Origin of the sequence: Photorhabdus aballayi, assembly GCF_026153155.1 — a bacterium.
GTDB lineage: Bacteria > Pseudomonadota > Gammaproteobacteria > Enterobacterales > Enterobacteriaceae > Photorhabdus > Photorhabdus luminescens.
Genome location: NZ_JAPFCD010000044.1, coordinates 1 through 25,005 on the forward strand (window position 1 = coordinate 1; position 25,005 = coordinate 25,005).

Here is a 25,005-nt window from a genome sequence, read left to right on the forward strand (position 1 = left end):
GTGCCGGCATAGGCTATTCGAAGGGGTAGGTTTGCTGGACAAGAGTCGTGTGAACCTCAGCAAGTTTCTGAACCGTGAGTGTTCACCAACGTGTAACTTATTATTGGGTAAGCTTTAATGAAAACTTTTACAGCTAAACCAGAAACCGTAAAACGCGACTGGTATGTTGTTGACGCAGATGGCAAAACTTTAGGCCGTCTTGCAACTGAAGTGGCTCGTCGTCTGCGCGGCAAGCATAAAGCGGAATATACTCCGCATGTTGATACCGGTGATTACATCATCATCGTTAATGCAGAAAAAGTTGCAGTCACCGGCAACAAGCGTTCTGATAAAATTTACTATCACCACACCGGTCATATCGGTGGTATCAAGCAAGCGACCTTTGAAGAGATGATTGCTCGCCGTCCTGAGCGTGTAATTGAAATCGCGGTTAAAGGCATGCTGCCAAAAGGGCCACTGGGCCGTGCAATGTACCGTAAACTGAAAGTTTACGCCGGTAGCGAGCACAACCATGCGGCACAGCAACCGCAAGTTCTGGACATTTAATCGGGATTATAGGCAATGGCTGAAAATCAATACTACGGCACTGGTCGCCGCAAAAGCTCTTCCGCACGTGTCTTTATTAAGCCAGGTAGCGGCAATATCGTCATCAACAAACGCAGCCTTGAAGTTTACTTCGGCCGTGAAACAGCGCGCATGGTTGTTCGTCAGCCGCTGGAATTGGTTGATATGTTGGGTAAACTGGATCTGTACATCACCGTTAAAGGTGGTGGTATTTCTGGTCAAGCAGGTGCAATCCGTCACGGTATCACCCGTGCACTGATGGCGTATGACGAAACTCTGCGTTCTGATCTTCGTAAAGCTGGCTTCGTTACCCGCGATGCTCGTGAAGTTGAACGTAAGAAAGTTGGTCTGCGTAAAGCACGTCGTCGTCCACAGTTCTCCAAGCGTTAATTTTTTGTCTTTATGGCAATTATTTAATGTGCAAACCCGTCTTTGCGGCGGGTTTTTTACTTAATTATCCATACACTTCCCCCAAAATGTACAAAATCTGGTAAACTAGTGCCAATTTTTGCCTCATCCATTTGTCTGCCTACTATCTGAACGATAGTAATTGTGTTGAAACGGTAATTTTGTTGAAACGGTAATATGTGTTGAAACGATAGTAATTGGTGTTGAGTAGCGCATTCCGTATTCACCGTTGCGGCGCAGAAACATAAGGGGTGAGAATGAATGAGTAAGAATAGTCGTGGTCGTGTGGGGCTATTCATTCCTTTTTTAGATAAACTTGGAGGTTTTCATGGCTGTCGCTGCCAACAAACGTTCGGTAATGACTCTGTTTTCAGGCCCGGCCGACATTTTTAGCCATCAAGTGCGAATTGTATTGGCGGAAAAAGGTGTCAGCGTTGAAGTTGAGCAGGTTGAGGCAGGTAACCTGCCACAGGACCTTATCGATCTGAACCCTTATCAGACAGTTCCGACTTTGGTTGATCGTGAGCTGACGCTATATGATTCCCGCATCATTATGGAATATCTGGATGAACGCTTTCCTCATCCGCCATTAATGCCTGTGTATCCGGTTGCCCGTGCTTCCAGTCGTTTGATGATGTACCGCATCGAAAAAGACTGGTACTCCCTGATGTATACTATTGAGGAAGGCAATTCTCAAGAGGCCAATGCTGCCCGTAAACGATTAGCAGAAGAGTTGCTAGCAGTGACGCCAATATTTAAAGAGATGCCATTCTTTATGAGCGAAGAATTCAGTTTGGTTGATTGTTATCTTGCTCCTTTACTATGGCGTTTACCGGTATTGGGGATAGAGTTACCGAGTTCTGGTACTAAAGATTTACAAATTTACATGCAGCGTGTCTTTGAGCGTGATGCATTTTTGGCTTCATTAACCGAAGTTGAACGTGAAATGCGCTTGCAATCTAGGAGCTGATTTATGGAGCTATCTCAAATGTCTCCCCGTCGTCCTTATTTGTTGCGTGCTCACTACGAGTGGTTACTCGATAATGATATGACTCCGCATCTGGTTATAGACGTGACTTTACGTGGAGTTAATGTACCAATGGAATATGCCCGCGATGGACAAATTGTGCTGAATATAGCGCCGAGAGCTGTTGGTAATCTTGAGTTAACCAATGATGAAGTACGCTTCAATGCCCGTTTTGGCGGCGTTCCCCGTCGGGTTAATGTACCGATGGCGGCAGTTATAGCGATCTATGGCCGTGAAAATGGGGCGGGAATGATGTTTGAGCCTGAAGCAGCTTATAAAGATGAATATCTTTTTAAATCCGCTTCAGATCAGGATAGGGCCGATGCCTCTACATCCGCGGCAGATAATCTAGTATTAGTTACAGATACATTGCCCGATGTTGAAGATGATAGTGGAACTTCACCTGATGATGAGCCACCTAAACCGACGAGAGGGCGCCCTGCTTTACGGGTAGTAAAATAAGCGTTAAAAGAGGGGGCGATTTGCCTCCTTATTTTTTTCAAATTTATTGATTAGAATTCTGAATTGTAGGCTTTTTCTAATGCCCAGAAACAATCTTCAGCTCTGCTTTTAGCTTCGCTATCTGTGATAGCGCCTAAGCTTTTTTTGACCTTATCTATAAATTCTATTTTATTCTCTCTGGTCCCCAGTTCTGGTGGAATTGTGCAAATATCAGCTAATGATATATTGTTTTCTTGATCTGCGTTAGCAAGGACCTCAACAGGATTATTAATTAATGCCAGGGATAATGCGTAGCGTATCTCTTTGGCAAAACCCAGGTGCGTGCTTTGCGTTAATTTAAAAGCCAGTTTGATCCAGTTGCTGTCACCAGTAGTGATGTTGTGAGTGATTTCTTGTCTGGCCCCCATTTCCCCTAATTCTGCCGCTACAGAATTGGTACCTCTGTTTATAATTTCTTTAGTAATGTTTTCCGGGGTCAAGGGCTGTGATAAAGCAAGTGCCGTGTGGCTGATAAACAGCATTGGAGATAATAAAATTAGGGTTTTTATTAGCTGCATTAATATTTCCAGTATTTATAGTTGAATAAGCATCGTGATATTTGTGTTGGTTAGTTGGAATACTTTATTTAATACTCATCTTAATGAGAAAGAATATTCCAAAATATTATGTATGACAGTAATAAATGTGGAATGTTCATTAAATTCACTTACTTTTTTGTCTAAGTGGAATCCAATTAATATAAGTTATCGAATTGATAATAGAAAGAGATGGGAGCTAAAAAGCTCCCTTGGTTGATTAGATGTTGAGATAATCAAGAATGCCTTGCGCGGCTTTACGCCCCTCGGCAATTGCAGTGACAACTAGATCTGAGCCACGAACGGCATCCCCGCCGGCAAATATTTGTGGATTGCTGGTTTGGAAAGGAATATCTGAGTACTCTGGTGCGACAATGCGTCCCTGTTTATCCAAGGTTACTTGATGATCACTTAGCCAGTTCATTGTATGTGGTTTAAAGCCGAATGCCATGATCACTGCATCGGCTTTAAGCAGGTATTCCGAGCCGGCGATAATTTCAGCTTGGCGACGTCCGTTCTCATCAGGTTGACCTAATTGGGTCCGTACCATTTTTATGCCGCAAACTTGACCTGAATGGTTGATCTCAATATTGACAGGTTGCAGATTGAACAGAAATTCTACACCTTCTTCCTTGGCATTTTTGACTTCGCGTTGGGAGCCTGGCATGTTGATTTCGTCACGACGATAAGCACAAGTCACCGAAGCCGCTTTTTGGCGAATAGCGGTTCTGACGCAATCCATTGCAGTATCACCGCCGCCAAGCACCACGACCCGTTTACCTTGCATATTGATGAAAGGTTGCGATTGTAGGGCAGGATAACCCATCAAGCGCCGGGTATTGGCAGTCAGAAATGGCAGAGCATCATAAACACCATCAGCATCTTCATTTGCCAGCCCCCCATGCATTGACTGATAGGTTCCTACACCAAGGAACACCGCATCAAACTGCTTAGTCAGTTCGGATAAAGCAATATCTTTGCCTATTTCAGTATTAAGCCGGAATTCAATTCCCATTTCAGAGAAAATTTCACGGCGGCGTATCATGACCTCTTTTTCTAGTTTAAATGCCGGTATGCCAAAGGTGAGTAATCCACCGATTTCTGGATGACGATCAAAAACAACGGCTTGTACGCCATTACGGGTTAATACATCGGCACAAGCTAGCCCCGCAGGGCCTGCGCCAATAATCGCAACCTGTTTGCCCGTTGGCTGAACTTGTGACATATCGGGCTTCCAGCCCATAGCAATAGCTTTATCATTGATGTAACGTTCAATATTACCAATAGTCACTGCGCCGAACTCATCATTCAGAGTACAAGCGCCTTCACACAGGCGATCCTGTGGACAAACACGACCACAAACTTCCGGCAGGCTGTTTGTTTGATGGGATAAATCAGCCGCTTCCATAATACGTCCTTCATTGGCAAGTTTAAGCCAATTGGGAATGTAGTTATGAACGGGGCATTTCCATTCGCAATAAGGATTACCGCAAGAAAGGCAGCGATCAGCCTGTGTCTGTGCCTGAATTGCTGTAAATGGCTCATAGATTTCCACAAATTCTATTTTGCGGATTTTCAGCGGCTTTTTAGGCGGATCGACACGTTGTAAGTCGATAAATTGATATACATTCTGGCTCATCTTGGCTCCTTATTGCGCTTGAATTCGCAACTCTGCGGAAGAACGACTGCGATGTCCCAGTAGGGCTTTCACATCACTGGATTTTGGTTTTACAAGCGCGAATTTGCTCAGCCATTGCTGCCAGTTAGCAAGAATATCTTCACCGCGCTGGGAGCCGGTCAGGAGGACGTGCTCAGTGATAAGCCCTCGCAAGTGTTCTTCGTGGATAGCTAAGGTAGCTACTGCCAGTACTTCGACTAACTCTGGGTTAACCCGTTTGCGGAAATCATCATTTTCATCCAGGACATAAGCAAAGCCGCCAGTCATTCCTGCGCCAAAATTTATTCCAGTGCGTCCGAGAATACAGACGATACCTCCTGTCATATATTCACAGCCATTATCTCCGATACCTTCTACAACCGTAATCGCCCCTGAATTACGAACGGCGAAGCGTTCTCCTGCTCGTCCGGCAGAAAACAGTTTGCCCCCGGTTGCGCCGTAGAGACATGTGTTGCCAATGATGGTTGCCTGATGGCTTTTGAAGGCAGAACCCACGGGAGGATGTATGACAATGCGGCCGCCAGCCATACCTTTACCGACATAATCATTGGCATCGCCAATAAGTGTCAGTTCCAGACCGCCGGCATTCCAGACACCAAAACTTTGACCGGCAGTTCCATTGAAATGAATTTTTACTGGCGCCGCGGCGATCCCCTGATTGCCATATCGAGCAGCGATAAAACCGGAAAGGGAAGCGCCCACTGAACGATCAGTATTACGGATATCGAAATAGAACGTTTTACTTTGTTGGTTCTCAATATAGCTGGAAGCTTGAGTTAGTAAGTTTTTATTCAATGCCCCATTATCGAATGGCGGATTGTTTTCGGTGCAATATAATGTTTTGCCCTGATGGGGTTCTGCGGTTGCCAAGAGCGGATCAAGATTTAGTTTGCTCTGTTTTGCTGAAATACCTTCCAGTACTTCAAGCAGGTCAGTTCGGCCGATTAAATCAGTTAGCTTTTTGACACCTAATGCAGCCATAATCTCTCTGGTTTCACGGGCGATAAAGCGGAAATAATTCATTACTCGTTCAGGTAATCCGTGGTAGTGGTCGCGACGTAATTTCTCATCCTGAGTGGCAACCCCGGTGGCACAATTATTGAGATGGCAAATACGCAGATATTTGCATCCAAGAGCAACCATTGGGCCGGTACCGAAACCAAAACTTTCAGCGCCAAGAATGGCCGCTTTGATAATATCTACGCCGGTTTTCAAACCGCCGTCAACTTGTAAGCGGATCTTATGGCGTAATCCGTTAGCAACTAGCGCTTGTTGGGTTTCCACCAGCCCCAATTCCCAAGGGCATCCGGCATATTTCACTGATGACAATGGACTGGCTCCGGTACCGCCATCATAACCTGCGATAGTAATTAAATCGGCATAAGCTTTGGCAACGCCAGTGGCAACAGTACCAACACCGGGTTCTGAAACCAGTTTTACTGAGATCAGTGCATTGGGGTTGATCTGTTTTAGATCGAAAATCAACTGAGCCAAATCTTCAATCGAGTAAATATCGTGGTGTGGTGGTGGAGAAATAAGTGTTACGCCGGGTACGGAATAACGCAGTTTTGCAATATATGGTGTGACCTTATCACCCGGTAATTGCCCGCCTTCTCCAGGTTTAGCGCCTTGCGCGACTTTAATCTGAATCACATCAGCATTGACCAGATAGGCAGGTGTCACACCGAATCGACCGGAAGCGACTTGTTTGATACGGGAAACTTTTTTTGTTCCATAACGTGCGGGATCTTCTCCACCTTCGCCGGAATTGGAAAAACCACCTAGCGTATTCATGGCTTCCGCCAGAGCTTCGTGTGCTTCGGGGCTTAATGCGCCAATCGACATCGCAGCGGTATCAAAGCGTTTAAATAGCTCCTCGGCAGGTTCTACTTCTTCGATAGGTATCGGTTCATCTTTTGTTTTTAGCGCCAGTAAATCACGGATTGTGGTAACTGGGCGTTGATTGACCAGACGAGAATATTTCAAGTAATCGTTATATTCGCCACTATGAACCGCAGACTGTAAAGTGCTGACAACATCTGGGTTATAAGCGTGGTATTCGCCGTTATGAACATATTTCAGCAATCCGCCCTGATCGAGCGGTTGACGAGCAAGCCATGCACGTTTGGATAAGTTTCGCAGATCCTGCTCAAAATCGCTGAAATTAGCACCGCCAATTCGGCTGACGACGCCGTTGAAGCAAAATTCAGTTAATTCGGAATGTAAGCCGACAGCTTCAAATAGTTTAGAGCAGCGATAGGAGGCGATAGTCGAGATGCCCATTTTCGACATGATTTTATATAACCCTTTATTGATACCATTGCGGTAGTTGAGCATGACATCAGCATAGGGTTTATTAATGGTGCCATTATCGACCATCTTGGCTAGTGATTCATAAGCCAGGTAGGGATAAATCGCTGTTGCGCCAAATCCCAGTAGTACAGTGAAATGGTGTGGATCACGGGCGCTCGCTGTTTCTACTATCAGGTTAGTATCACAACGTAGGTTTTTTTCCACCAAACGATGCTGAATGGCTCCAACAGCCATAGGCGCTGGTATGGGTAACTTCTCCGAAGTAATGTTGCGGTCAGATAATACCAACAATACCGCGCCATCTCTGGCAAGTTGTTCAGCCTGATCACACAATGCAAGCAGGGCATTTTGCAGGTTGGTTTCTTGTGGGGTGAAAGTTAGGTCTAATCGTTCTGCGCGATAGTGTGGACTTTGTTGCGTTATTAATTGATGAAAATCAGAGTAGAGCAGAATCGGGGATTTAAAACTTAATCGGTGCGCCTGCCCCTCTGCTTCACAAAATACATTCATCTCCCGCCCAATGCAGGTAGTGAGAGACATAACATGTGCTTCGCGTAGTGGGTCGATTGGCGGATTAGTGACTTGAGCAAATTGCTGGCGGAAATAGTCATAAATAATCCGTGGACGGCTGGAAAGGACGGCAAACGGTGTATCATCCCCCATTGAACCCGTTGCTTCCTGACCATTCTCGCCTAGGACACGGATGATTTGATCTAGCTCTTCGTTGCTGTAGGCAAATTGTTTGTGATAGACCGCTAAGGATTGATCGTTCAGATCCCGGCGGCCGGCTTGATCTTCCAATAATTCTTCAAATGGGGTCAGGCGCTTGACGTTTTTATCCATCCATTCTTTATAGGGATGGCGGCTTTTCAAGTCATTGTCTGTTTCTTCTGCATGAAGAATACGGCCTTGGCGGGTATCAATCACGATAAGCTCACCGGGACCAACTCGCCCTTTTTCCACCACTTCATCCGGTTGATAATCCCAGATGCCGACTTCGGAAGCACAGGTGATCAATTTATCTTTGGTGATAACATAGCGGGCTGGGCGTAAGCCATTACGATCCAGATTACAGGCAGCATAGCGTCCATCTGACATAACGATACCCGCAGGGCCATCCCACGGCTCCATGTGCATGGAGTTGAAATCAAAAAAAGCCCGCAGATCCTCATCCATATCAGGATTGTTTTGCCATGCGGGAGGAACCAACAATCGCATAGCACGGATTAAATCCATTCCGCCGTTAAGAAACAGTTCCAGCATGTTATCCAGAGAACTGGAATCTGATCCTGTTTCGTTTACAAAAGGGGCGGCAGTTTGCAGATCGGGAATGAGCGGTGTTTTGAATTTATAGGCTCTTGCTCGTGCCCACTGGCGGTTACCGGTGATGGTGTTTATTTCGCCGTTATGGGCAAGATAGCGGAAAGGTTGTGCCAATGGCCAGCGTGGGACGGTATTGGTTGAGAAGCGCTGGTGGAATAGGCAAATTGCTGATTCCAAACGTAAATCAGCCAGATCGGGATAGAAACGGGGCAAATCTGCCGCCATGCACAGCCCTTTATAGATAGTTACCAGATTGGATAAACTGCAAACATAAAAATCGTTGTCATTAATGCGTTTTTCTATTCGGCGGCGAGCAACGAACAAACGGCGTTCCAAATCACGTGCACGCCAGCCTGCTGGAGCATTAACAAAAATCTGTTCGATACGGGGGAGGCTTGAAAGGGCTATTTCGCCCAGAATATCACTGTTGATGGGGACTTCACGCCAGCCAACGACTGACAGAGTTTCATTTTGTAACTCTTGTTCGACGATTTCCCGGCAGTTTTGCGCAACTTGATGATCTTGGCTGAGGAAGAGCATACCAACGGCGTAATTGCGGGCTAAATGCCACTCTTGCTCCTGTGCGACCATTCGAAAAAAACGGTCAGGTTTTTGCAACAATAAACCACAACCATCACCGGTTTTGCCATCTGCTAGGATTGCCCCACGATGTTGCATTCTTGCCAAGGCATGGATAGCGGTACGTACTACTTTGTGGCTTGGCTCCCCTTCAATATGGGCTATCAATCCAAAGCCACAGTTATCCTTTTCTTGAGATTTGTTATATAGCATATGAACCTCCCGAGGTTCTGTCCGACTCTCACAGAAACTCACAGACATTTGTGAGATTAATATTTTTACTGGCGTCTGAATTGCGCCCTCAGTCAACCACCACCTGTTTATTTGTGATAAACAGGTGGTGACTTAAATGATATTGTGTCACTGCATAATTATGGTTCAGATGAGAATCTGACAGATGATTTCCAGTGACTTTCCAAGTTAACTAGAAATATAAATCAGGTCAAATATTACCGGCATAAGATAAGGATAGGTGGTAAGTAAAGTTAATATCATGATTTATAAATAAAAAAATTAATATTAGAGTTGTGTGATATAGATCATATTAGGATTTTAATGTGATTTATATCACTAATATTAGTGTAATATCTGTTTTATATATGCTGTTAAACTTTTATTTATTAGATTTAAAGTCTTGCCAATGTAAACTTTGCCAAATAAATATGTATTTTTGTTTCTTTATAAGAATAAAGTTTTATCTTTTTGGGGGTATTAGAAGAGTAAAAAAGAATTTTATGCTTATTTTATCAATGTATTCGATTATTTATTCATATTTGGCTTGTGCGAAAAGACCGGCAGGAGTAAAAAGCCAGAATAATGTTTGGGAAGTCATAACTAAAACTATTAAATAATACTATTGTTTTACCAGGTCAACAATTTCTGTTATTCCTTCAACGAAGTGGCCGGTCTTTTACGGTATGATCTGGAATGGTCATATTTTACGGGAGTCTTTATGAAATGAAGCTGCTCAGGGGCCTGGCCCAATATTATGTTGATTTAATGATGAAATTGGGGTTAGTGCGCTTTTCATTACTGCTTGCATCCGCATTAGTTGTTCTTGCTATGGGTGTACAGATGGTGGTCACTTTTCTGCTTCAAGGAGGAGTGCAAAGTATTGATTTAGTTCGTTCAATCTTTTTTGGTTTGTTGATTACGCCTTGGGCAGTCTATTTTCTTTCGGTTGTTGTCGAACAGCTTGAAGAGTCTCGCCAACGATTATCCAAGTTAGTTGAAAAGTTGGAAGTTATGCGTCAGCGTGATCGGGAACTTAATCAGCAATTAAAAGATAACATTATTAAGCTTAATCAGGAGATCTCTGTCAGGGAGAAAGCCGAGCAGGCGCATCTGATCTTGTTGGATAAACTCAAAGAAGAGATGAAACACCGTGAGCAGACGCAGATTGAATTGGAACAGCAATCTATATTGCTGAAATCTTTTCTCGATGCCTCCCCTGATTTGGTTTATTACCGCAACGAGAATAATAAGTTTTCTGGTTGTAATCGGGCGATGGAGTTGCTGACGGGGAAAAGTCAGAAACAACTTGTCGGGCTGACGCCAAACGACGTTTATGACAAAGAAGTTGCTCGCAAAGTGATGAAAACCGATGAAAAAGTGTTCCGTCATAATGTTGCGCTCACTTATGAGCAATGGCTGGTTTATCCCGATGGTCGAAAAGCCTGTTTTGAACTTCGGAAAGTCCCTTTTTATGATCGAGTGGGAAAAAGACACGGGCTTATGGGATTTGGGCGCGATATAACGGAACGTAAGCGCTATCAGGACGCTTTGGAGAATGCAAGCAGAGATAAGACCACTTTTATCTCAACGATTAGCCATGAGCTTCGTACGCCTTTAAATGGCATTGTTGGTTTGAGCCGTATTCTGCTCGATACTGAGTTGACGTCTGAGCAAAATAACTATCTGAAAACGATACATGTCAGTGCGATCACGCTTGGTAATATTTTCAATGACATTATTGAAATGGATAAAATTGAACGGCGTAAAGTGCAGATTGATAATCAGCCAATTGATTTTACCGGTTTTATATCCGATCTAGAAAACCTCTCTGGGCTGCTGGCGCAACCGAAAGATATTAAATTTGTAATGAATCCAGAACTGCCGCTGCCTGACAGAATCATGACCGATGGTACTCGCTTGCGCCAAATTCTGTGGAACTTGATTGGCAATGCAGTGAAATTTACCCAAAAAGGGGAGATTAATGTTCGGATCTGGTACGAAGAAGGGGAACGCCTGCTGTTTGAAGTCACAGATACGGGGATTGGTATCCCATATGATGAGCAAGAGAAGATTTTTGCGATGTATTATCAAGTGAAAGGCAGTCATGGCGGTTGTCCAGCAACGGGAACCGGTATTGGATTGGCGGTATCTAAGCGTTTAGCCCAAAGCATGGGAGGGGATATTGTGGTGGAAAGTGAGCCGGGACAAGGTTCTCGATTTACACTGTCTATCATAGCGCCTGCTATGGAGGAGAGTCCTCTATGCGAAGAAGATACAGAAGATTGCCCGCTTCCGGCTTTGCATATCTTATTAGTAGAAGATATTGAGCTAAATGTGATTGTTGCTCGCTCTGTACTGGAGAAATTGGGTAACAGCGTAGAAGTCGCCATGAATGGTAAAGATGCGCTAGACATGTTTAAGCCAGAAGAGTTCGATTTGGTATTGCTGGATATTCAGTTACCCGATATGACCGGATTAGATATTGCCCGTGAATTACGTCAGCGATATGCCAAAAAAGATCTGCCTCCATTGATTGCACTGACGGCAAATGTCTTAAAAGACAAAAAAGAGTATCTGGATGCAGGTATGAATGGTGTGTTAAGTAAGCCTCTTTCTGTGAATGCGTTAACTGCCATTATTGAACAATATTGGGGGGAGCAGTCTGTGCATCATATGCAGCTAGAAGAAGAGGAGCCAGGATTGATGAAAAAAGATGAAGATTTACTGGATACAGAGATGCTTAACCAATACATCGAGCTCGTTGGGCCGCAATTGATTAGCAATAGTCTGAGTGTGTTTGAAAAGATGATGCCAGGTTACTTGTCTGTTCTTGACTCGAACATGACAGCTAAAGACCAGAAAGGTATTACAGAGGAAGCGCATAAGATAAAAGGTGCTGCGGGATCGGTTGGATTGCGTCATTTACAGCAATTGGCTCAGCAGATTCAATCACCTGATTTACCTGCATGGTGGGACAATGTTCAGGAATGGGTTGATGAGTTAAAGCAAGAATGGAGAAACGATACGGAAATTTTAAGAGAATGGTTGGCGGACGCTGAAAAAAAATAACCCCAACCGAGGTTGGGGTGCGCGAATACTGCGCCAACACCAGGGAAAACTTTTTACACGCCTATCTGATAGATCTTTGGTTGCGGCGAGTAAATGGGGAATTCTCCGTACATCATACAAGTACCAACATAGCAAAGATAAGATTTTTTGTTACAAGATTCATTAAAATCTGTGATGAAGATTGGTGTTTAACCCCCTAAAGGGTTAAGCAATAATCTACTACAAATGGAGTGAGGTATGAAATCAGTTGCGGTTGTCTTAAGTGGATGTGGTGTCTTCGATGGTAGCGAAATTCATGAGTCAGTATTAACTATGCTTTCTTTAGACCGTTTAGGTGTTAAAACGAGCTTTTTTGCACCTGACGTACCACAACTTCATGTTATTAATCATATTAACGGTGAAGAAATGGGGGAAGAACGTAACGTCCTACAGGAATCAGCCCGTATTTCGAGGGGAAAAATTAAGCCTTTATCACAAGCAAATGCAGATGAATTTGATGCCCTGATAATTCCTGGGGGATTTGGTGTTGCGAAGCATTTATGTGACTTTGCCGTTAAGGCAGTTGATTGCGAAATAAATAAGGATTTATTAAGTTTGGTAAGGGCTATGCATAAGCAAAATAAACCAATGGGATTTATGTGCATTGCGCCTGTTATGTTGCCAAAACTACTTAATAAACCGGTGAAACTAACTGTCGGCAATGATCCTGAAACGGTTGCTCAAGTAGAGGCAATGGGAGGTACGCATATAGTTTGTGAGGTAAATAATGTTGTTGTTGATTTAGAAAACAAAATCGTGACAACACCAGCCTACATGCTTGCTGAATCTATTTCTCAGGCAGAAGTGGGGATTGATAAACTTGTCAGAAAAGTATTGGAAATGACTGAGTAACTGGATGCGAAATCCTTTTCAATTTTTATGGTACTGGCTTAAAAAAATCGTAATCTCAGTTATTATCTTATGGATAGTTTCTGTTGTTGCATTTTCATTTTTGCCAGTGCCGTTTTCTATGGTTATGGTTGAGCGCCAGATTAGCGCTTGGTTATCGGTTAATTTTTCTTATGTATCTCATTCTGACTGGGTAGGGCAGGGACAAATATCGCCAAATATCGCATTGGCTGTTATTGCTGCGGAAGACCAAAAATTTCCACAGCATTGGGGATTTGACTTTGATGCTATCGAAAGTGTACTTGAACGTAATCAAAATAATTCTGGAAGACTCCGAGGGGCTTCAACGATTTCTCAGCAAACGGCCAAAAATTTATTTTTGTGGGATGGACGTAGCTGGTTAAGAAAAGGGTTGGAAGCCGGGATGACTTTTATCATAGAACTGGGATGGTCAAAAAGTAGAATTCTGACTGTTTACCTTAACATAGCAGAATTTGGTGATGGAATTTTTGGTGTTGAAGAGGCATCCAGGCACTATTTTCATAAATCAGCCAGTAAATTGACGGCATCAGAAGCTGCTTTACTTGCTGCTGTATTGCCTAATCCACACCGCTATAAAGTTAACACGCCTTCGGCTTATGTTTTACGGCGTCAACAATGGATTTTGCGGCAAATGCGGTTGTTGGGCGGGGTGAGTTATCTGGAGAAAAATGGATTAATGACAAATGATTGAGGGAAGAATCGGGAGATTATTCGGTTTAGCGTTGGATGATGAAAAGGGTAAAATGCCGGCGCCAAAAAATGACGCGGCCTAATACCTGGATGTTTGACAGATTTATCGTGTCATCATCTTCAATCAATATGTTTAATTCAAATAAGTGAATGCGGTTGTTACCCGCTTAGCACCGTTAGTTTCGCTGGCGATTTTCGCTGCGGCGTTACCTTCTTGTTTAGTCAGAATGCCCAGTAAAAAGACTTCCCCGTTTTCTGTAACGACTTTTATGTTAGAAGATTTAACTGAGTCACTAGCCAAGATTTTTGAGCGTACTTTGGTTGTAATCCAGGTATCTTTAGAAGCAGTACTTAATGCAACCGGTTTCCCCTGACGAATTTCATTGTAAACAGTGTGTGCTCCATCAACCCGCGATGCTATCTGTTTAGCTCGCTCTGAAAGGTTTGAATCTGGGCTTTGACCTGTCAGTAAAACTTTTCCTTGATAGGCGGTGGTAATAATACGGGTTTGCTCTTTGAGTTGCTTATCTTTGTTAAGCGCATTACTGACACGGGCTTCGAGGGTACTATCATCAACTTGTTGACCAATTGTTCGGGGATCGGTTGCTGTTTTAGTCGCTACGGCGGCAGAGCCTACCACGACTGCGCCAATACACCCCTGTAACATCACAGCAGTGCAAATCGTAGCTAATAGGGAGAAAAAGCGCATTATTGGCTCCTTAGTCATCCTGATGGGGAAAGAGTGTATTATCGATTAAGTCACATAAGCAGTTAACTGTTAGCATATGAACTTCTTGAATTCTGGCACTACGATGAGATGGAATACGAATCTCTACATCTTGTGGCCCGAGTAAGCCGGCAAGCTCGCCGCCGTCGTAGCCAGTGAGGGCGACAATCGTCATATCGCGAGTTACCGCGGCTTCAACGGCTTTAACAATATCACGACTATTGCCATGCGTGGAAATCGCTAATAACACATCGCCTGGCTGACCTAATGCCCGTACCTGTTTAGCATAAATTTCATCATGCTGTTTATTGCTTGAAATTGCGGTGATGACCACATTGTCTGCGTTAAGCGACAATGCAGGCAGGCTTGGACGTTCAGTTTCAAACCGGTTGATCATATTAGCGGCAAACCGTTGAGCTGTTGCGGCTGAGCCGCCATTGCCGCAGCAAAGCATTTTGTTACCATTCAGTAATGACTGAACCATCATCATTGCCGCTCGCGAAATAGCATCAGGTAATGCTTCTGCGGCTGCAATTTGAGTTTGAATACTTTCTGTAAAACAGACTTTAATTCTATCCAGCACGTTTATAACCTACTCAGTATCATTTTAACGAGTGAACTCATTTTGATTGAAGGCATTTTGCAACCATTCAAATTGTTGACCAGTAATAGCACAAATATCAAAGCGACAAGAAGAGGTTTCAAAACATTCACCCCGTTGAAACAGCCATATTGCGGCAGCGTGTAATAATTTTTTACGCTTGCTATGGGTGACTGTCTCCAGTGCATCTCCATGTTGCCCTGATTTGCGGAAACGGACTTCAATAAAAACCCAAGTTTGCTTGTCTTTCATAATCAGGTCAATTTCACCACCGCGAACTTTCACATTTGCGGCGATAAAAGATAATCCTTGTTTTTGTAAAAACAACTTTGCCTGCGTTTCATAGTTACGTCCTAGCAAATAACTTGTCAGTTTTTTTATTTTCATTCTGAAATGAGTCATTTGAATTGAAATGCCGCTTGGTGACAAGCGGCAAATTACTCAATTAAATAGCCGTGATTTGGCCTTGATGATATTTCATCCATGAGAGCTGTCGAAAAATGGTGCAATTTTCCTGAACGGATAGCACCCCGGAAGCACCATTGAGATGGAAATCACTTTGAAGCTGAACCTGATTGAATTGATTTGCTAATGACCATGCATCAATACCCATAGCGTAAAGGCGCATCAAGGAGTAATCATTTGCAAATTTACTGGCTGCTTGTTGCATCAGCGGCAGGTTAGCACCGGCGATTAAGGGAATATCACTGAATTGCATTCCTTCCATCTCCAGGCGGAAATCGGGACCGACGCCCGCCTGATTACTGCGGGAACTTGCGTAAAGGGCGGGCTTATCGCGGGAACTGATTGCCATATCAATCATTGTCTTAATCAGCGTCAGTTCATCCAGGGTAGAAACAACATAAACTGCATCCACTGATCCGCCAGTAGAGGCAGGAACGACATCGGTGTTTATCTGAGGGATTTCCAGATCGCCAATGGCGATTGATGTAGGTTGATTGCTTGTGACATTGACGGCTGTTCCTGTCAGGCGAATACCCGTACCTCTATTAATTAATTGTTTCAGTTCGGCGGAAGAGCCAAAGGTTTGTTGCAGAACAGTATGTCCCCCTTGTTTTTGCCATTCCTGTGCAAAGGCTTTGGCAATGCGGTCGCCAAAAGTCCCTCTTGGGACCAAAATCAGAGGATTCTGTTTCTGTTGCTGCCAAATGTGTTCCGCGGCATTTTTCGCTTCATCTTCTGGCGATAAAGAGAAATAGCAGATATTAGGCTGTGGTTGAGCATTATCTAACTCGTTGAGTACTAGCATATTTAATGAAGTATTTGTCTGAACGAGTTTAACCACATCGGGTTTCAGCAACGGTCCGACAACTAAATTCACGCCGTCCTGCTTAGCTTGAATTAATAAGTTTTCCAATGGCTGGCTTGCTGTGTCATAGATTTTGACCTGTTGTGTATTAATCGGCGCATTGGCTATGACAGGAGTTGTCTGAATGGTTGGTGTTGCTGATTCTATGGACACCACTTCGCTGGGGGACATATCAGTAGAAACCACGCCATCTGACGCGCTATCTCTGTCTGTTATAGATAAATTTTCCGGGTTTTCTGTTGGCAATGATGTATTTGGTAAACCGGCTTGAGCATCAAGAAAACCTTGGCGAATGGCTTCGCCGAATACTTTTGCTTGACCACTTAATGGCAGGAACAGAGCAATACGGATATTCGTATCTTGCGGTTGGATGGCTGCTTGTTGTAACTGAGTTGGAAGTGACAGTGCGGCAGGGTTTTGTGGATAACGAATTTTCCAGTCATGGATAGCCGCCTGTAGTTTGTCAGAGTCCTGTTTGTTATCCTGATAGGCACTGAGTAAGTCCAGCCAGCCTTGCAGAATATTTTCATCAGCGTTGATGACTAACCCACGGCGTTCTTGTGGTGAAAGACGGGTCAGCATTTGCCAGGTATCATCAATATTTTTTTGATGAGCCGCACTCTCTTTCATAAGTGGTTCCTGAGCGATATAAGCACGGATAACATCAAGAGACGGTTCGCCATGAGCGGCATCAATGATGGATTGATAACGGGCGATTTCTGTACTGATTTTGTCCTGAGTTTGCGAAGGTTGTTGCCCCTGTTGGTCAGGCACGGTACATCCTGCGATGATCATAACTGCCAGCATAGCTGAACAGACTAAACCAGTTTTGATACGCACAAAAATTGAGGAAAGCATACTGTATCCAGCGATGTTTTTTTCAAAGATGCTCAATTTTAAATCGGCCATTCGGATGAAACAATGAATCAACCTAATCGAGCAGTGGTTACGACATCCACGCTATATGTTGTGCCAACCCCCATTGGAAACTTGGGTGATATCACTCAGCGTGCGCTTGAAGTTCTTGAGCATGTCGATCTGATTGCTGCCGAAGATACGCGACATACTGGCTTGTTGCTTCAACATTTTGCCATTAATGCGCGCATGTTCGCACTTCATGATCATAATGAACAGCAGAAAGCAGATCAATTAATTACAAAACTTCAACAAGGGCAAAGTATTGCATTAGTCTCTGATGCAGGAACGCCCCTGATTAATGATCCTGGTTATCATCTGGTTCGCCGTTGCCGTGAAGCCGGTATTCATGTTGTCCCGCTTCCAGGGCCTTGTGCGGCGATAACCGCCTTGTCTGCTGCGGGTTTGCCATCAGATCGTTTCTGTTACGAAGGATTTTTGCCTGCAAAACGTAAGAGCCGAAGTGATACTTTGCGGGCTTTGGAAAAGGAGTCGCGCACATTAATTTTTTATGAATCCACTCATCGTCTGATCGAAAGTTTGGAAGATATGGTTGAAGTGTGGGGGGCTGAGCGTTACGTCGTTTTGGCGCGGGAATTGACAAAGACTTGGGAATCCATTCAGGGGATGCCGGTAGGTGAACTTTTGGCGTGGGTTAAGGAAGATGAAACCCGTCGCCGTGGCGAAATGGTATTGATCGTTGAAGGCTATAAAAAACTGGATGACGATGTTTTGCCTCCAGAGGCATTAAGAACACTGGCGCTTCTTCAACAAGAATTGCCATTGAAAAAAGCGGCCGCATTGGCGGCAGAGATTCATGGTGTGAAGAAAAATGCACTTTATCGTCATGGGTTGGGACAGAATGAAGAATAATGGTAATTGCTGATAAACAAGGCAGATAATCAGTAAACGCCTATACATTGTTAGGTAAACCCCTTATAATCCGCCGCGGAGTTGACTAGACAGTCGCTGCTTTATCATTAATCCTTTGGACGATGGATAGAGGAGAGGAAAGTCCGGGCTCCACAGGGCAGGGTGCCAGATAACGTCTGGGGGGTGAAAGCCCACGACCAGTGCAACAGAGAGCAAACCGCCGATGGCCTACTTGATGTAGGATCAGGTAAGGGTGAAAGGGTGCGGTAAGAGCGCACCGCGCGGCTGGTAACAGTCCGTGGCACGGTAAACTCCACCCGGAGCAAGGCCAAATAGGGGTTCATTAGGTACGGCCCGTATCGAACCCGGGTAGGCTGCTTGAGCCAGTGCGTAAGTGCTGGCCTAGATGAATGACTGTCCACGACAGAACCCGGCTTATCGGTCAACTTCAAAAATTTGGCCCCATTAGATTTGAATCTGATGGGGCTTTCGCTTTTTCAAGCAGCCAGATCAATTAACAGCCCTTGAAATTCAGTATCTGCTTTCAAAACCAGGCGACTTTCTTCATGAATAAAAGCGCCATCTCCGCATTTAATCAAAGTATTATCCTTGGAATTGCCTCTTATTTTTATATTGCCGTTTAGGGATTGCAGATAGGCATTTTTTCCTTTTAATTGCAGATGATGAGATTGATTTTTAGTAAGGAAAATATGATTTACCCACACTTTCTGACGTAATTGCATACTGCCGTCTTCTGCTGTTGGAGAAGCTAGCATAGACAATGGTTGTTCTGGTAACTCCATTCGTTGCAATGGTAAGCTTTCCTGCTGAGGAAAGGCATTCAGCCAAAGCTGCAAGCGCGTCAGTGGCTTGTTAGTACTGGCATTATGTTCACTGTAACTGATGCCTTGACGGGTAGAAAATAGTAAACATTCTCCCTTGCGGGCTCTGATGTAGTTGCCTTCGCTGTCACGGTATTCCGCTTCACCTTGTAGAATAATATTCAATATATCCACATGTGGATAGGATTTCGGTTGGAAAGCGGCTTTGGGGGCGATGACTTCTTGATTGAGTACACGCAGCGCGCCATAACTTAAAAACTTTGGGTCAAAATAGTGACCAAATGAAAATGTATAACGAGCCTGTAGCCAACCATAGTCAGCTTTCCCACATTGTTTTGCTGTTCTATTTATAATCATGATGGCGGTTACCTTAAAAAAACACACACTAAGAATAGTAATTATCTGGACGGCGAAATGTTAGCCAGTTAATCTGGTCACCATATTCAAATTTCCTGATTGAGAAAAATATGAGCAAAGAACGAGCGCTTACACTGGAATCTCTCCGGGTCATGGATGCGATTGACCGGCGGGGAAGTTTTGCTGCGGCTGCTGATGAGCTCGGCCGTGTTCCTTCTGCACTTAGCTATACGATGCAAAAATTAGAAGAGGAGTTGGATGTAGTACTGTTTGACCGTTCGGGTCACAGAACTAAATTCACCAATGTTGGTCGTATGTTGCTTGAGCGTGGACGTCAATTACTTGAAGCTGCTGATAAATTAACCGCTGATGCAGAAGCATTAGCGAGAGGTTGGGAAACTCACATGACAATTGTTTGTGAAGCGTTGGTTCCGGCTTCTTCATTATTCCCGTTAGTGGGCAAACTTGCTCAAAAATCGAATACTCAGCTCTCTTTGTTGACGGAGGTTTTGGCTGGCGCATGGGAGAGGCTGGAAACGGGTCGGGCGGATATTGTTATTGCGCCAGATATGCATTTTCGCGCATCGGCAGAAATTAATTCACGTCAGCTTTACAGCATTACCAATGTTTATGTCGCTAGCCCTGATCATCCTATACATCAAGAACCGGAACCTTTGTCTGATGTCACTAGGGTGAAGTACCGTGGTATTGCTGTAGCAGATACAGCGAGGGAGCGTCCAGTATTGACGGTTCAATTGTTAGATAAGCAACAGCGTTTGACAGTCAGTTCTCTGGAAGATAAACGCCGTGCTCTCTTAGCTGGGCTAGGCGTTGCTACCATGCCTTATCCTATGGTGGAACAAGATATTATTGAGGGCCGTTTGCAGGTGATTAGCTCCGAATACAGTCATGATACCAATGTCATTATGGCATGGCGACGAGACAGTATGGGGGAAGCTAAGTCTTGGTGTTTGCGGGAAATCCCTAAATTGTTTGTTAGCCGGTAAGTAGAAGTGATGTGAACAATCAAATTAGAAGACAGGCTGTAAAAAAATATGATTCGATGATTGCTTAGCGAAGTATGGAATTATGGCGTAACGAATCTAATATTCATAAATAGTGCCAGCCAGTACAGCAGATTGTCTGGTTGGTTGTATCTCATAACACTTGTAAGAAAAGTGAGTTTATTTACTCAGAATTTAATTTCTTTCGTCCCGGAGCATTCGTTAACTGTTCTTGACGGGATTATTATAGAGCATCTTTTCTTTATCAGTGGCAACAAATAGGCCAGGCCATAGTGCATTTTTCTTTGGCAAGAAAGATGCCACTATAGCAACTGCCGACTTTCTGAAAAATTGTATTTATTATTAGTCGAATCCGTCTCCATTTATTATTTTTAGCTGAAATGAGCTTTCACTGTGTTATATTGCTTGATAAGATCATCGGTATCATCATATGTGACAGACCAGCTTCTTAGGAAAATTTGTGTATCATGTTGAGTATTCTGCTTTTTCTGCTTATAATCTTGTATTTTCAGTCTCCACTCTACGCCTAATACTCCAACTCCATTACCTTTATCTTTTGTTTCATCGAAATTTTGTATTAATAGGAATAATTTTGTTCTGAAAAAGGAGTCATAGTTTTGGATATTGTCATTATTAACTGAGCTTAGAAGGTTTGTTAGCGCAGATTCCATATCTCCTTTATCCATAGGTGTGACTAAAGTTTCAGAAGCTCCTTCTGCAATCTGGACAAAGGCTTTTTTTATTGCATCTAAGGTATCGTATTTTTCTTTTGTGGATGGTGGATTATCCACATTTCCAGCAAATGTACTATAATTATCACTTAACCATTTAAAATGCTCCCATTTGCCAATATAAATTAATTGCTCTTTAAGCCCTAAAGCGCTTTCTTCAGGTTGCCAATTAGCGTTGGATGTATGAACGAAATTGCCATTATTATACTCCCCAATGGTAAATGCTTGTGTATTTCCTGTAATTATTTCTTCTCTTACTTCCTCAATATATTGTTCAAGTAAGTTTTCATCGGCAAGTTCACACGATAATCCAATAGCAGTTAATTGTGCTTTTAAATCACTTACAGATAGTTGGTCTGGAGAGCTTTTTGTTAAATTTATCTGTATTTTTTTACCATAAATAGTCATAAATCCTCCGTTATTGATTCTGTAGAAATCAAATATTAATTCAACAGTGCATTATAAATATGTTGATTAATATTAATTCTATTTTTTTAGGCTGGAAATTTATGGTCTATAAATTAATTCAATGCCTCTTAAATTACCAAGCCTTACGCAAACGTTAACTTCTAATCCATTGAGATAAGCGGTGTTAATCATATCATAAAGCCCATAAATACCGTTACCTTCTACAATTCCAGGGCTTAGATATGTATCATACCACTGTCCTTCGACTAATATATTCATGGCGGGCCCATTTCCATTTTGGTTGCTTGTAATATTTATACTGCTTATAGATGTATTAAGGATTAATTCTCCATCGCAAACATCTTTTAATTTTCCGGCTCCAATGGTATAAAACGGCATTAAATAAATTATGGTATAAATAATTGATTTATATTTCATTTTCCTTCCCCATTCGTTTGTTATGTGAAGAATTCTGCGAATTATCTGGCATAAGCATTTCTTGTGAAATGAAAATAGAATCATTTAATTTATAATATTGACTATTATCTTATGTTATTATCCATGTTTTTAATAAATTTTATATTGCTTAAATAATTTTCTAATACACACTGTTATGTGTCAAGCTGTTTTTTTGTTCTGTTTTTTTATGTCGATTGATACTGTTATTTATCATTATAAACACGTGTTGTTATTTTATTTCATTCAACTATCCTGGTTTTTTAATTTTTTCTATAATTTTGAAAAAATTAGCCGTATCTTTAAAGTAGATATTTTTAATATTTATCTCTAATTTTTGTTTTTATAATATAAGAATTATTCCTATTATTGAAATGGTTTTTAATTTAAGTTTATGAGGTTGGTTTTTTATTTTTGCATTAGCTTTGAATATAAGAGTAGATAATTGTAGTAGGAAAGATGTTAATCATAAACTTGAATAATAGAAATATTATTTACTTAAGTTAAATTTCTATGTAAATAATGATTTAATACTGGGTGGTTATGATTTTCATGAAATAACAGAGAGACTTATTCTAATGATTAATTAGAATGTAAAGGTAACCTTTTTAAAGGTGATAATATCGATATATATTAAACTATATTATGGCCTGGCTTTTTGTTTTATTAATATGTGGTGATTTTAGTCCATTTTATGAAAGTAAATAAAATAAATTTAAATAATTATATTGTGGTTGGGTTTAATATAACCAATTAATATCGTGTTTTTACTGTTGTTTTATGAAGTTATTATAATTAGTTTTTGCGTTTTTTACTATGTTTTACATGAATTGATTATTGTGATAAAAAATTGGATTGGATAAAGTAACCTTTAAATATATTGAAGTTAATTATTGTTATTTATTTAAGTTAGTGCTGTAGATATTAGTTGGGTTTACATTGATAATTCTATGTTCTTTATATTAAATTCTTAATAATGTTTTAAAAATATTAATTTGGTTTATTATCGAACATGGGTTTTATTATTTATCGCCGAAAAGTAAGATGGTTATTTGTTTTGATAAAATAACCATTTTATCAGAGTTACTGTGATTCAATAGAAGTTTGGCTTATTGATTAAAGTAAGCCGAAAGATCTGCGAGATCTTTCGGCTTGCTATTCACTTTCTGAATATCGGATACCTGGCTGATAAAATCCTTGAGAGAAAGTGGGATTTTGATCGTTTCCCCTTTTACCTGAAAACTGTTATTTTTCAGATTTAGAACAATCACAGCAGGATATTACCAGTTTCTCTTCATCAGGCGGTCGATACTGAATTTACCCGGACCTGTGATAGCCAATAACAGATAACCTCCACCGATGGTCAGATTTTTGAGAAACATAGTCTGGTTCATGCCTTCAGCAAAATTGCTGTGGAAGAGTATGGCCGTCAAGATGCAGAAACCAAAGGTAAATAACGCGGTGGTACGAGTTAAGAAACCAAACAGAACTGCCAGACCACCACCCAACTCAAGTAAGATCGTCAGTGGTAATAGAAAGCCAGGAACACCCATAGCATTCATATATTGTTGAGTATCCGCGTAGGAATCACCTAATTTTCCATAACCTGCAACGATAAACAGAATCGGCATCAAAATGCGAGCCAGTAGCAGGGCACTATCTTCAAATTTTTTCATTAACAACTCCTAAGGCACAGAAAAGTAATAATAATTTGTTTGATGATTAACTTGTACTAACTGAAGACAGCACAATTTGTTAATCATTAACGGATGGAATGTATACTAAAGAGAGATGGACTTAGTTGTAAGCAAGGATTATTAACAATTTTATACAAAGTTTTTGAATATAAGCAACCAGAGTGATCATCAACGAGGGATATTATGAAGAATTATTACCATTTTTATTTCAATAGTCGAATGATATAGCGCGACAAATGATAAAATTTCACAGGATGACGGAGGCTATATAAAGAGATCGCATGGATTGCGGGTCGCAGATAGGGTTTTAGTGACAAAAGCTTTTGCCAGCTTTTGTCATAAGGTTCAGTGAAATTCTTCCAGAGCTGTGTATTGTTGGAAAGTTCAAGTCGTTGTAGCTGGATATTTCTGAGTAGCTGCTGTTTTTTCAGCTTTTTTTCCTGACGTTGTTTACTCATTACTGTAATCTTCCAGCATTTCTCGATCAATCTTGAGTTGCTCGCGAGTAGCGCTAAGTAATGTTGAACTTTTCGCTTTCCTGATGGTCCATATAAGGCCAATCAGCGCCAGAACGAGTAGTGTGCCGGTAGTACTTGCTAATACGGTAAAACGCCAGTTGGGATCGATAGCCCAAAAAATCATAACAAGTAGACACATGAGGCCGAAAGCGGTGAGCAGTAATGTCAAGCTGGCTATGACTATCAGCTGTATCAAAGTGGCTTTTTCTTTTTCCAACTCTACAACGATGAGTTGCAAACGAGTTTCGACTATCTCGACAACAACAGTGGCAATACGTTGGAGAATATCAAGGACCCCTTTACCGGGGCCTTGAGATTTGGATGAGTTACTCATATTAGCGTTTAGCTAATAATACACCTAATACGGCACCGACCACAGTACCTATACCGATGCTTGTCCATGGCTTATCATGAACATAGAGATCGGCACGGCCCGCCATATCTTTTGTTTTCTTAACAACCATATCGCTGGCATTACCGAGTTTAAAACGAGTATCTTTGATGACATCCTCTACTTTGTTGCGAAGTTCTTCCAACTCGACTTTGGATTTATCACCAGAGCTTTTGATCACTTCTTCCAGTGTCTCTGCGAGTGATTTTAGTTCAATGCGTAGATCTTCAGTATTTTTCATCTGTGACATGTAGATTACTCCTCGATGTAAGGTGTGTATAT

The 25,005-nt window shown here is 42.2% G+C and carries 24 protein-coding genes and 1 other RNA gene; 10 read left to right on the forward strand and 15 right to left on the reverse strand.

Features of this window, described 5'->3' with window-relative positions; all coding sequences use genetic code 11:
• Positions 1-117: 117 nt before the first annotated feature.
• The 4 genes from rplM to sspB all read left to right on the forward strand — a co-directional run bounded on the left by rplM (position 118) and on the right by sspB (position 2,461).
• The gene (gene rplM, locus OO184_RS18345; RefSeq protein ID WP_011148147.1) at positions 118-546 is read left to right on the forward strand and encodes a 50S ribosomal protein L13; all 429 of its coding nucleotides are present in this window, start codon (positions 118-120) and stop codon (positions 544-546) included.
• A gap of 15 nt (positions 547-561) precedes the next feature.
• A complete protein-coding gene (gene rpsI, locus OO184_RS18350) occupies positions 562-954 on the forward strand; it encodes a 30S ribosomal protein S9 (RefSeq protein ID WP_011148146.1) in 393 nt (130 codons plus the stop codon).
• A 346-nt stretch (positions 955-1,300) separates the two neighbouring features.
• Complete coding sequence (gene sspA / locus OO184_RS18355; RefSeq protein ID WP_049582693.1) at positions 1,301-1,942, forward strand: stringent starvation protein SspA; 642 nt, start codon at positions 1,301-1,303, stop codon at positions 1,940-1,942.
• Positions 1,943-1,945: 3 nt separating this feature from the next.
• Positions 1,946-2,461, forward strand: a complete 516-nt coding sequence (gene sspB, locus OO184_RS18360; protein ID WP_265380411.1) for a ClpXP protease specificity-enhancing factor — start codon at positions 1,946-1,948, stop codon at positions 2,459-2,461.
• A gap of 50 nt (positions 2,462-2,511) precedes the next feature.
• Here the strand turns inward: sspB and OO184_RS18365 are convergent, their stop codons facing one another.
• The 3 genes from OO184_RS18365 to gltB form a co-directional block, all read right to left on the reverse strand.
• Positions 2,512-3,018: a hypothetical protein gene (locus tag OO184_RS18365; protein ID WP_265380412.1), complete on the reverse strand. Its 507-nt coding sequence runs from the start codon at positions 3,016-3,018 to the stop codon at positions 2,512-2,514.
• Between the two features lie 238 nt (positions 3,019-3,256).
• Entirely contained in the window at positions 3,257-4,675 is a 1,419-nt protein-coding gene (locus tag OO184_RS18370; protein ID WP_265380413.1) for a glutamate synthase small subunit, read from the reverse strand.
• Between the two features lie 9 nt (positions 4,676-4,684).
• Complete coding sequence (gltB, locus tag OO184_RS18375; RefSeq protein WP_265380414.1) at positions 4,685-9,142, reverse strand: glutamate synthase large subunit; 4,458 nt, start codon at positions 9,140-9,142, stop codon at positions 4,685-4,687.
• A gap of 744 nt (positions 9,143-9,886) precedes the next feature.
• Here gltB and arcB point away from each other — a divergent pair.
• From arcB to mtgA, 3 genes are all read left to right on the forward strand, one after another.
• Positions 9,887-12,232, forward strand: a complete 2,346-nt coding sequence (arcB, locus tag OO184_RS18380) for an aerobic respiration two-component sensor histidine kinase ArcB (RefSeq protein WP_265380415.1) — start codon at positions 9,887-9,889, stop codon at positions 12,230-12,232.
• Positions 12,233-12,469: 237 nt separating this feature from the next.
• Positions 12,470-13,123 carry an isoprenoid biosynthesis glyoxalase ElbB gene (elbB, locus tag OO184_RS18385; RefSeq protein WP_265380416.1) on the forward strand — a complete coding sequence of 218 codons (654 nt, stop codon included), beginning with the start codon at positions 12,470-12,472 and terminating at the stop codon, positions 13,121-13,123.
• Between the two features lie 4 nt (positions 13,124-13,127).
• Positions 13,128-13,853, forward strand: a complete 726-nt coding sequence (mtgA, locus tag OO184_RS18390) for a monofunctional biosynthetic peptidoglycan transglycosylase (RefSeq protein WP_265380417.1) — start codon at positions 13,128-13,130, stop codon at positions 13,851-13,853.
• Between the two features lie 132 nt (positions 13,854-13,985).
• Here the strand turns inward: mtgA and dolP are convergent, their stop codons facing one another.
• From dolP to OO184_RS18410, 4 genes are read right to left on the reverse strand one after another with little or no spacing between them, the layout of a single operon-like run.
• The gene (gene dolP / locus OO184_RS18395; RefSeq protein ID WP_265380418.1) at positions 13,986-14,561 is read right to left on the reverse strand and encodes a division/outer membrane stress-associated lipid-binding lipoprotein; all 576 of its coding nucleotides are present in this window, start codon (positions 14,559-14,561) and stop codon (positions 13,986-13,988) included.
• Positions 14,562-14,571: 10 nt separating this feature from the next.
• A complete protein-coding gene (gene diaA, locus OO184_RS18400; protein WP_265380419.1) occupies positions 14,572-15,162 on the reverse strand; it encodes a DnaA initiator-associating protein DiaA in 591 nt (196 codons plus the stop codon).
• 24 nt (positions 15,163-15,186) lie between these two features.
• On the reverse strand, positions 15,187-15,567 hold the full coding sequence (locus OO184_RS18405) for a YraN family protein (protein WP_265380420.1): 381 nt from the start codon (positions 15,565-15,567) through the stop codon (positions 15,187-15,189).
• Between the two features lie 58 nt (positions 15,568-15,625).
• The gene (locus OO184_RS18410) at positions 15,626-17,368 is read right to left on the reverse strand and encodes a penicillin-binding protein activator (RefSeq protein WP_265380421.1); all 1,743 of its coding nucleotides are present in this window, start codon (positions 17,366-17,368) and stop codon (positions 15,626-15,628) included.
• 63 nt (positions 17,369-17,431) lie between these two features.
• Here OO184_RS18410 and rsmI point away from each other — a divergent pair, with 63 nt between their 5' ends.
• Positions 17,432-18,298, forward strand: coding sequence for a 16S rRNA (cytidine(1402)-2'-O)-methyltransferase (gene rsmI / locus OO184_RS18415; RefSeq protein WP_265380422.1), 867 nt, complete (start codon positions 17,432-17,434; stop codon positions 18,296-18,298).
• A 77-nt stretch (positions 18,299-18,375) separates the two neighbouring features.
• Positions 18,376-18,752, forward strand: an RNA gene (gene rnpB, locus OO184_RS18420) — RNase P RNA component class A.
• Positions 18,753-18,795: 43 nt separating this feature from the next.
• On the opposite strand, the gene OO184_RS18425 is transcribed toward rnpB, so the two are convergent.
• Positions 18,796-19,497, reverse strand: a complete 702-nt coding sequence (locus tag OO184_RS18425) for a pirin family protein (protein ID WP_265380423.1) — start codon at positions 19,495-19,497, stop codon at positions 18,796-18,798.
• A gap of 110 nt (positions 19,498-19,607) precedes the next feature.
• Here OO184_RS18425 and OO184_RS18430 point away from each other — a divergent pair, with 110 nt between their 5' ends.
• Positions 19,608-20,504: a LysR family transcriptional regulator gene (locus tag OO184_RS18430; RefSeq protein WP_265380424.1), complete on the forward strand. Its 897-nt coding sequence runs from the start codon at positions 19,608-19,610 to the stop codon at positions 20,502-20,504.
• A gap of 389 nt (positions 20,505-20,893) precedes the next feature.
• On the opposite strand, the gene OO184_RS18435 is transcribed toward OO184_RS18430, so the two are convergent.
• From OO184_RS18435 to OO184_RS18465, 7 genes are all read right to left on the reverse strand, one after another.
• On the reverse strand, positions 20,894-21,661 hold the full coding sequence (locus tag OO184_RS18435) for a hypothetical protein (protein WP_265380425.1): 768 nt from the start codon (positions 21,659-21,661) through the stop codon (positions 20,894-20,896).
• 99 nt (positions 21,662-21,760) lie between these two features.
• Complete coding sequence (locus tag OO184_RS18440; RefSeq protein ID WP_265380426.1) at positions 21,761-22,099, reverse strand: hypothetical protein; 339 nt, start codon at positions 22,097-22,099, stop codon at positions 21,761-21,763.
• Between the two features lie 1,127 nt (positions 22,100-23,226).
• Complete coding sequence (locus OO184_RS18445) at positions 23,227-23,388, reverse strand: hypothetical protein (protein WP_265380427.1); 162 nt, start codon at positions 23,386-23,388, stop codon at positions 23,227-23,229.
• Positions 23,389-23,397: 9 nt separating this feature from the next.
• Positions 23,398-23,793 carry a DoxX family protein gene (locus OO184_RS18450; RefSeq protein ID WP_265380428.1) on the reverse strand — a complete coding sequence of 132 codons (396 nt, stop codon included), beginning with the start codon at positions 23,791-23,793 and terminating at the stop codon, positions 23,398-23,400.
• 224 nt (positions 23,794-24,017) lie between these two features.
• Positions 24,018-24,272: a YqjK-like family protein gene (locus OO184_RS18455; RefSeq protein ID WP_265380429.1), complete on the reverse strand. Its 255-nt coding sequence runs from the start codon at positions 24,270-24,272 to the stop codon at positions 24,018-24,020.
• The gene (locus tag OO184_RS18460; protein WP_036808622.1) at positions 24,265-24,666 is read right to left on the reverse strand and encodes a phage holin family protein; all 402 of its coding nucleotides are present in this window, start codon (positions 24,664-24,666) and stop codon (positions 24,265-24,267) included. The genes OO184_RS18455 and OO184_RS18460 overlap by 8 nt, the downstream gene beginning before the upstream one ends.
• A 1-nt stretch (position 24,667) precedes the next feature.
• Complete coding sequence (locus OO184_RS18465; protein WP_265380430.1) at positions 24,668-24,973, reverse strand: ElaB/YgaM/YqjD family protein; 306 nt, start codon at positions 24,971-24,973, stop codon at positions 24,668-24,670.
• Positions 24,974-25,005 lie beyond the last annotated feature (32 nt).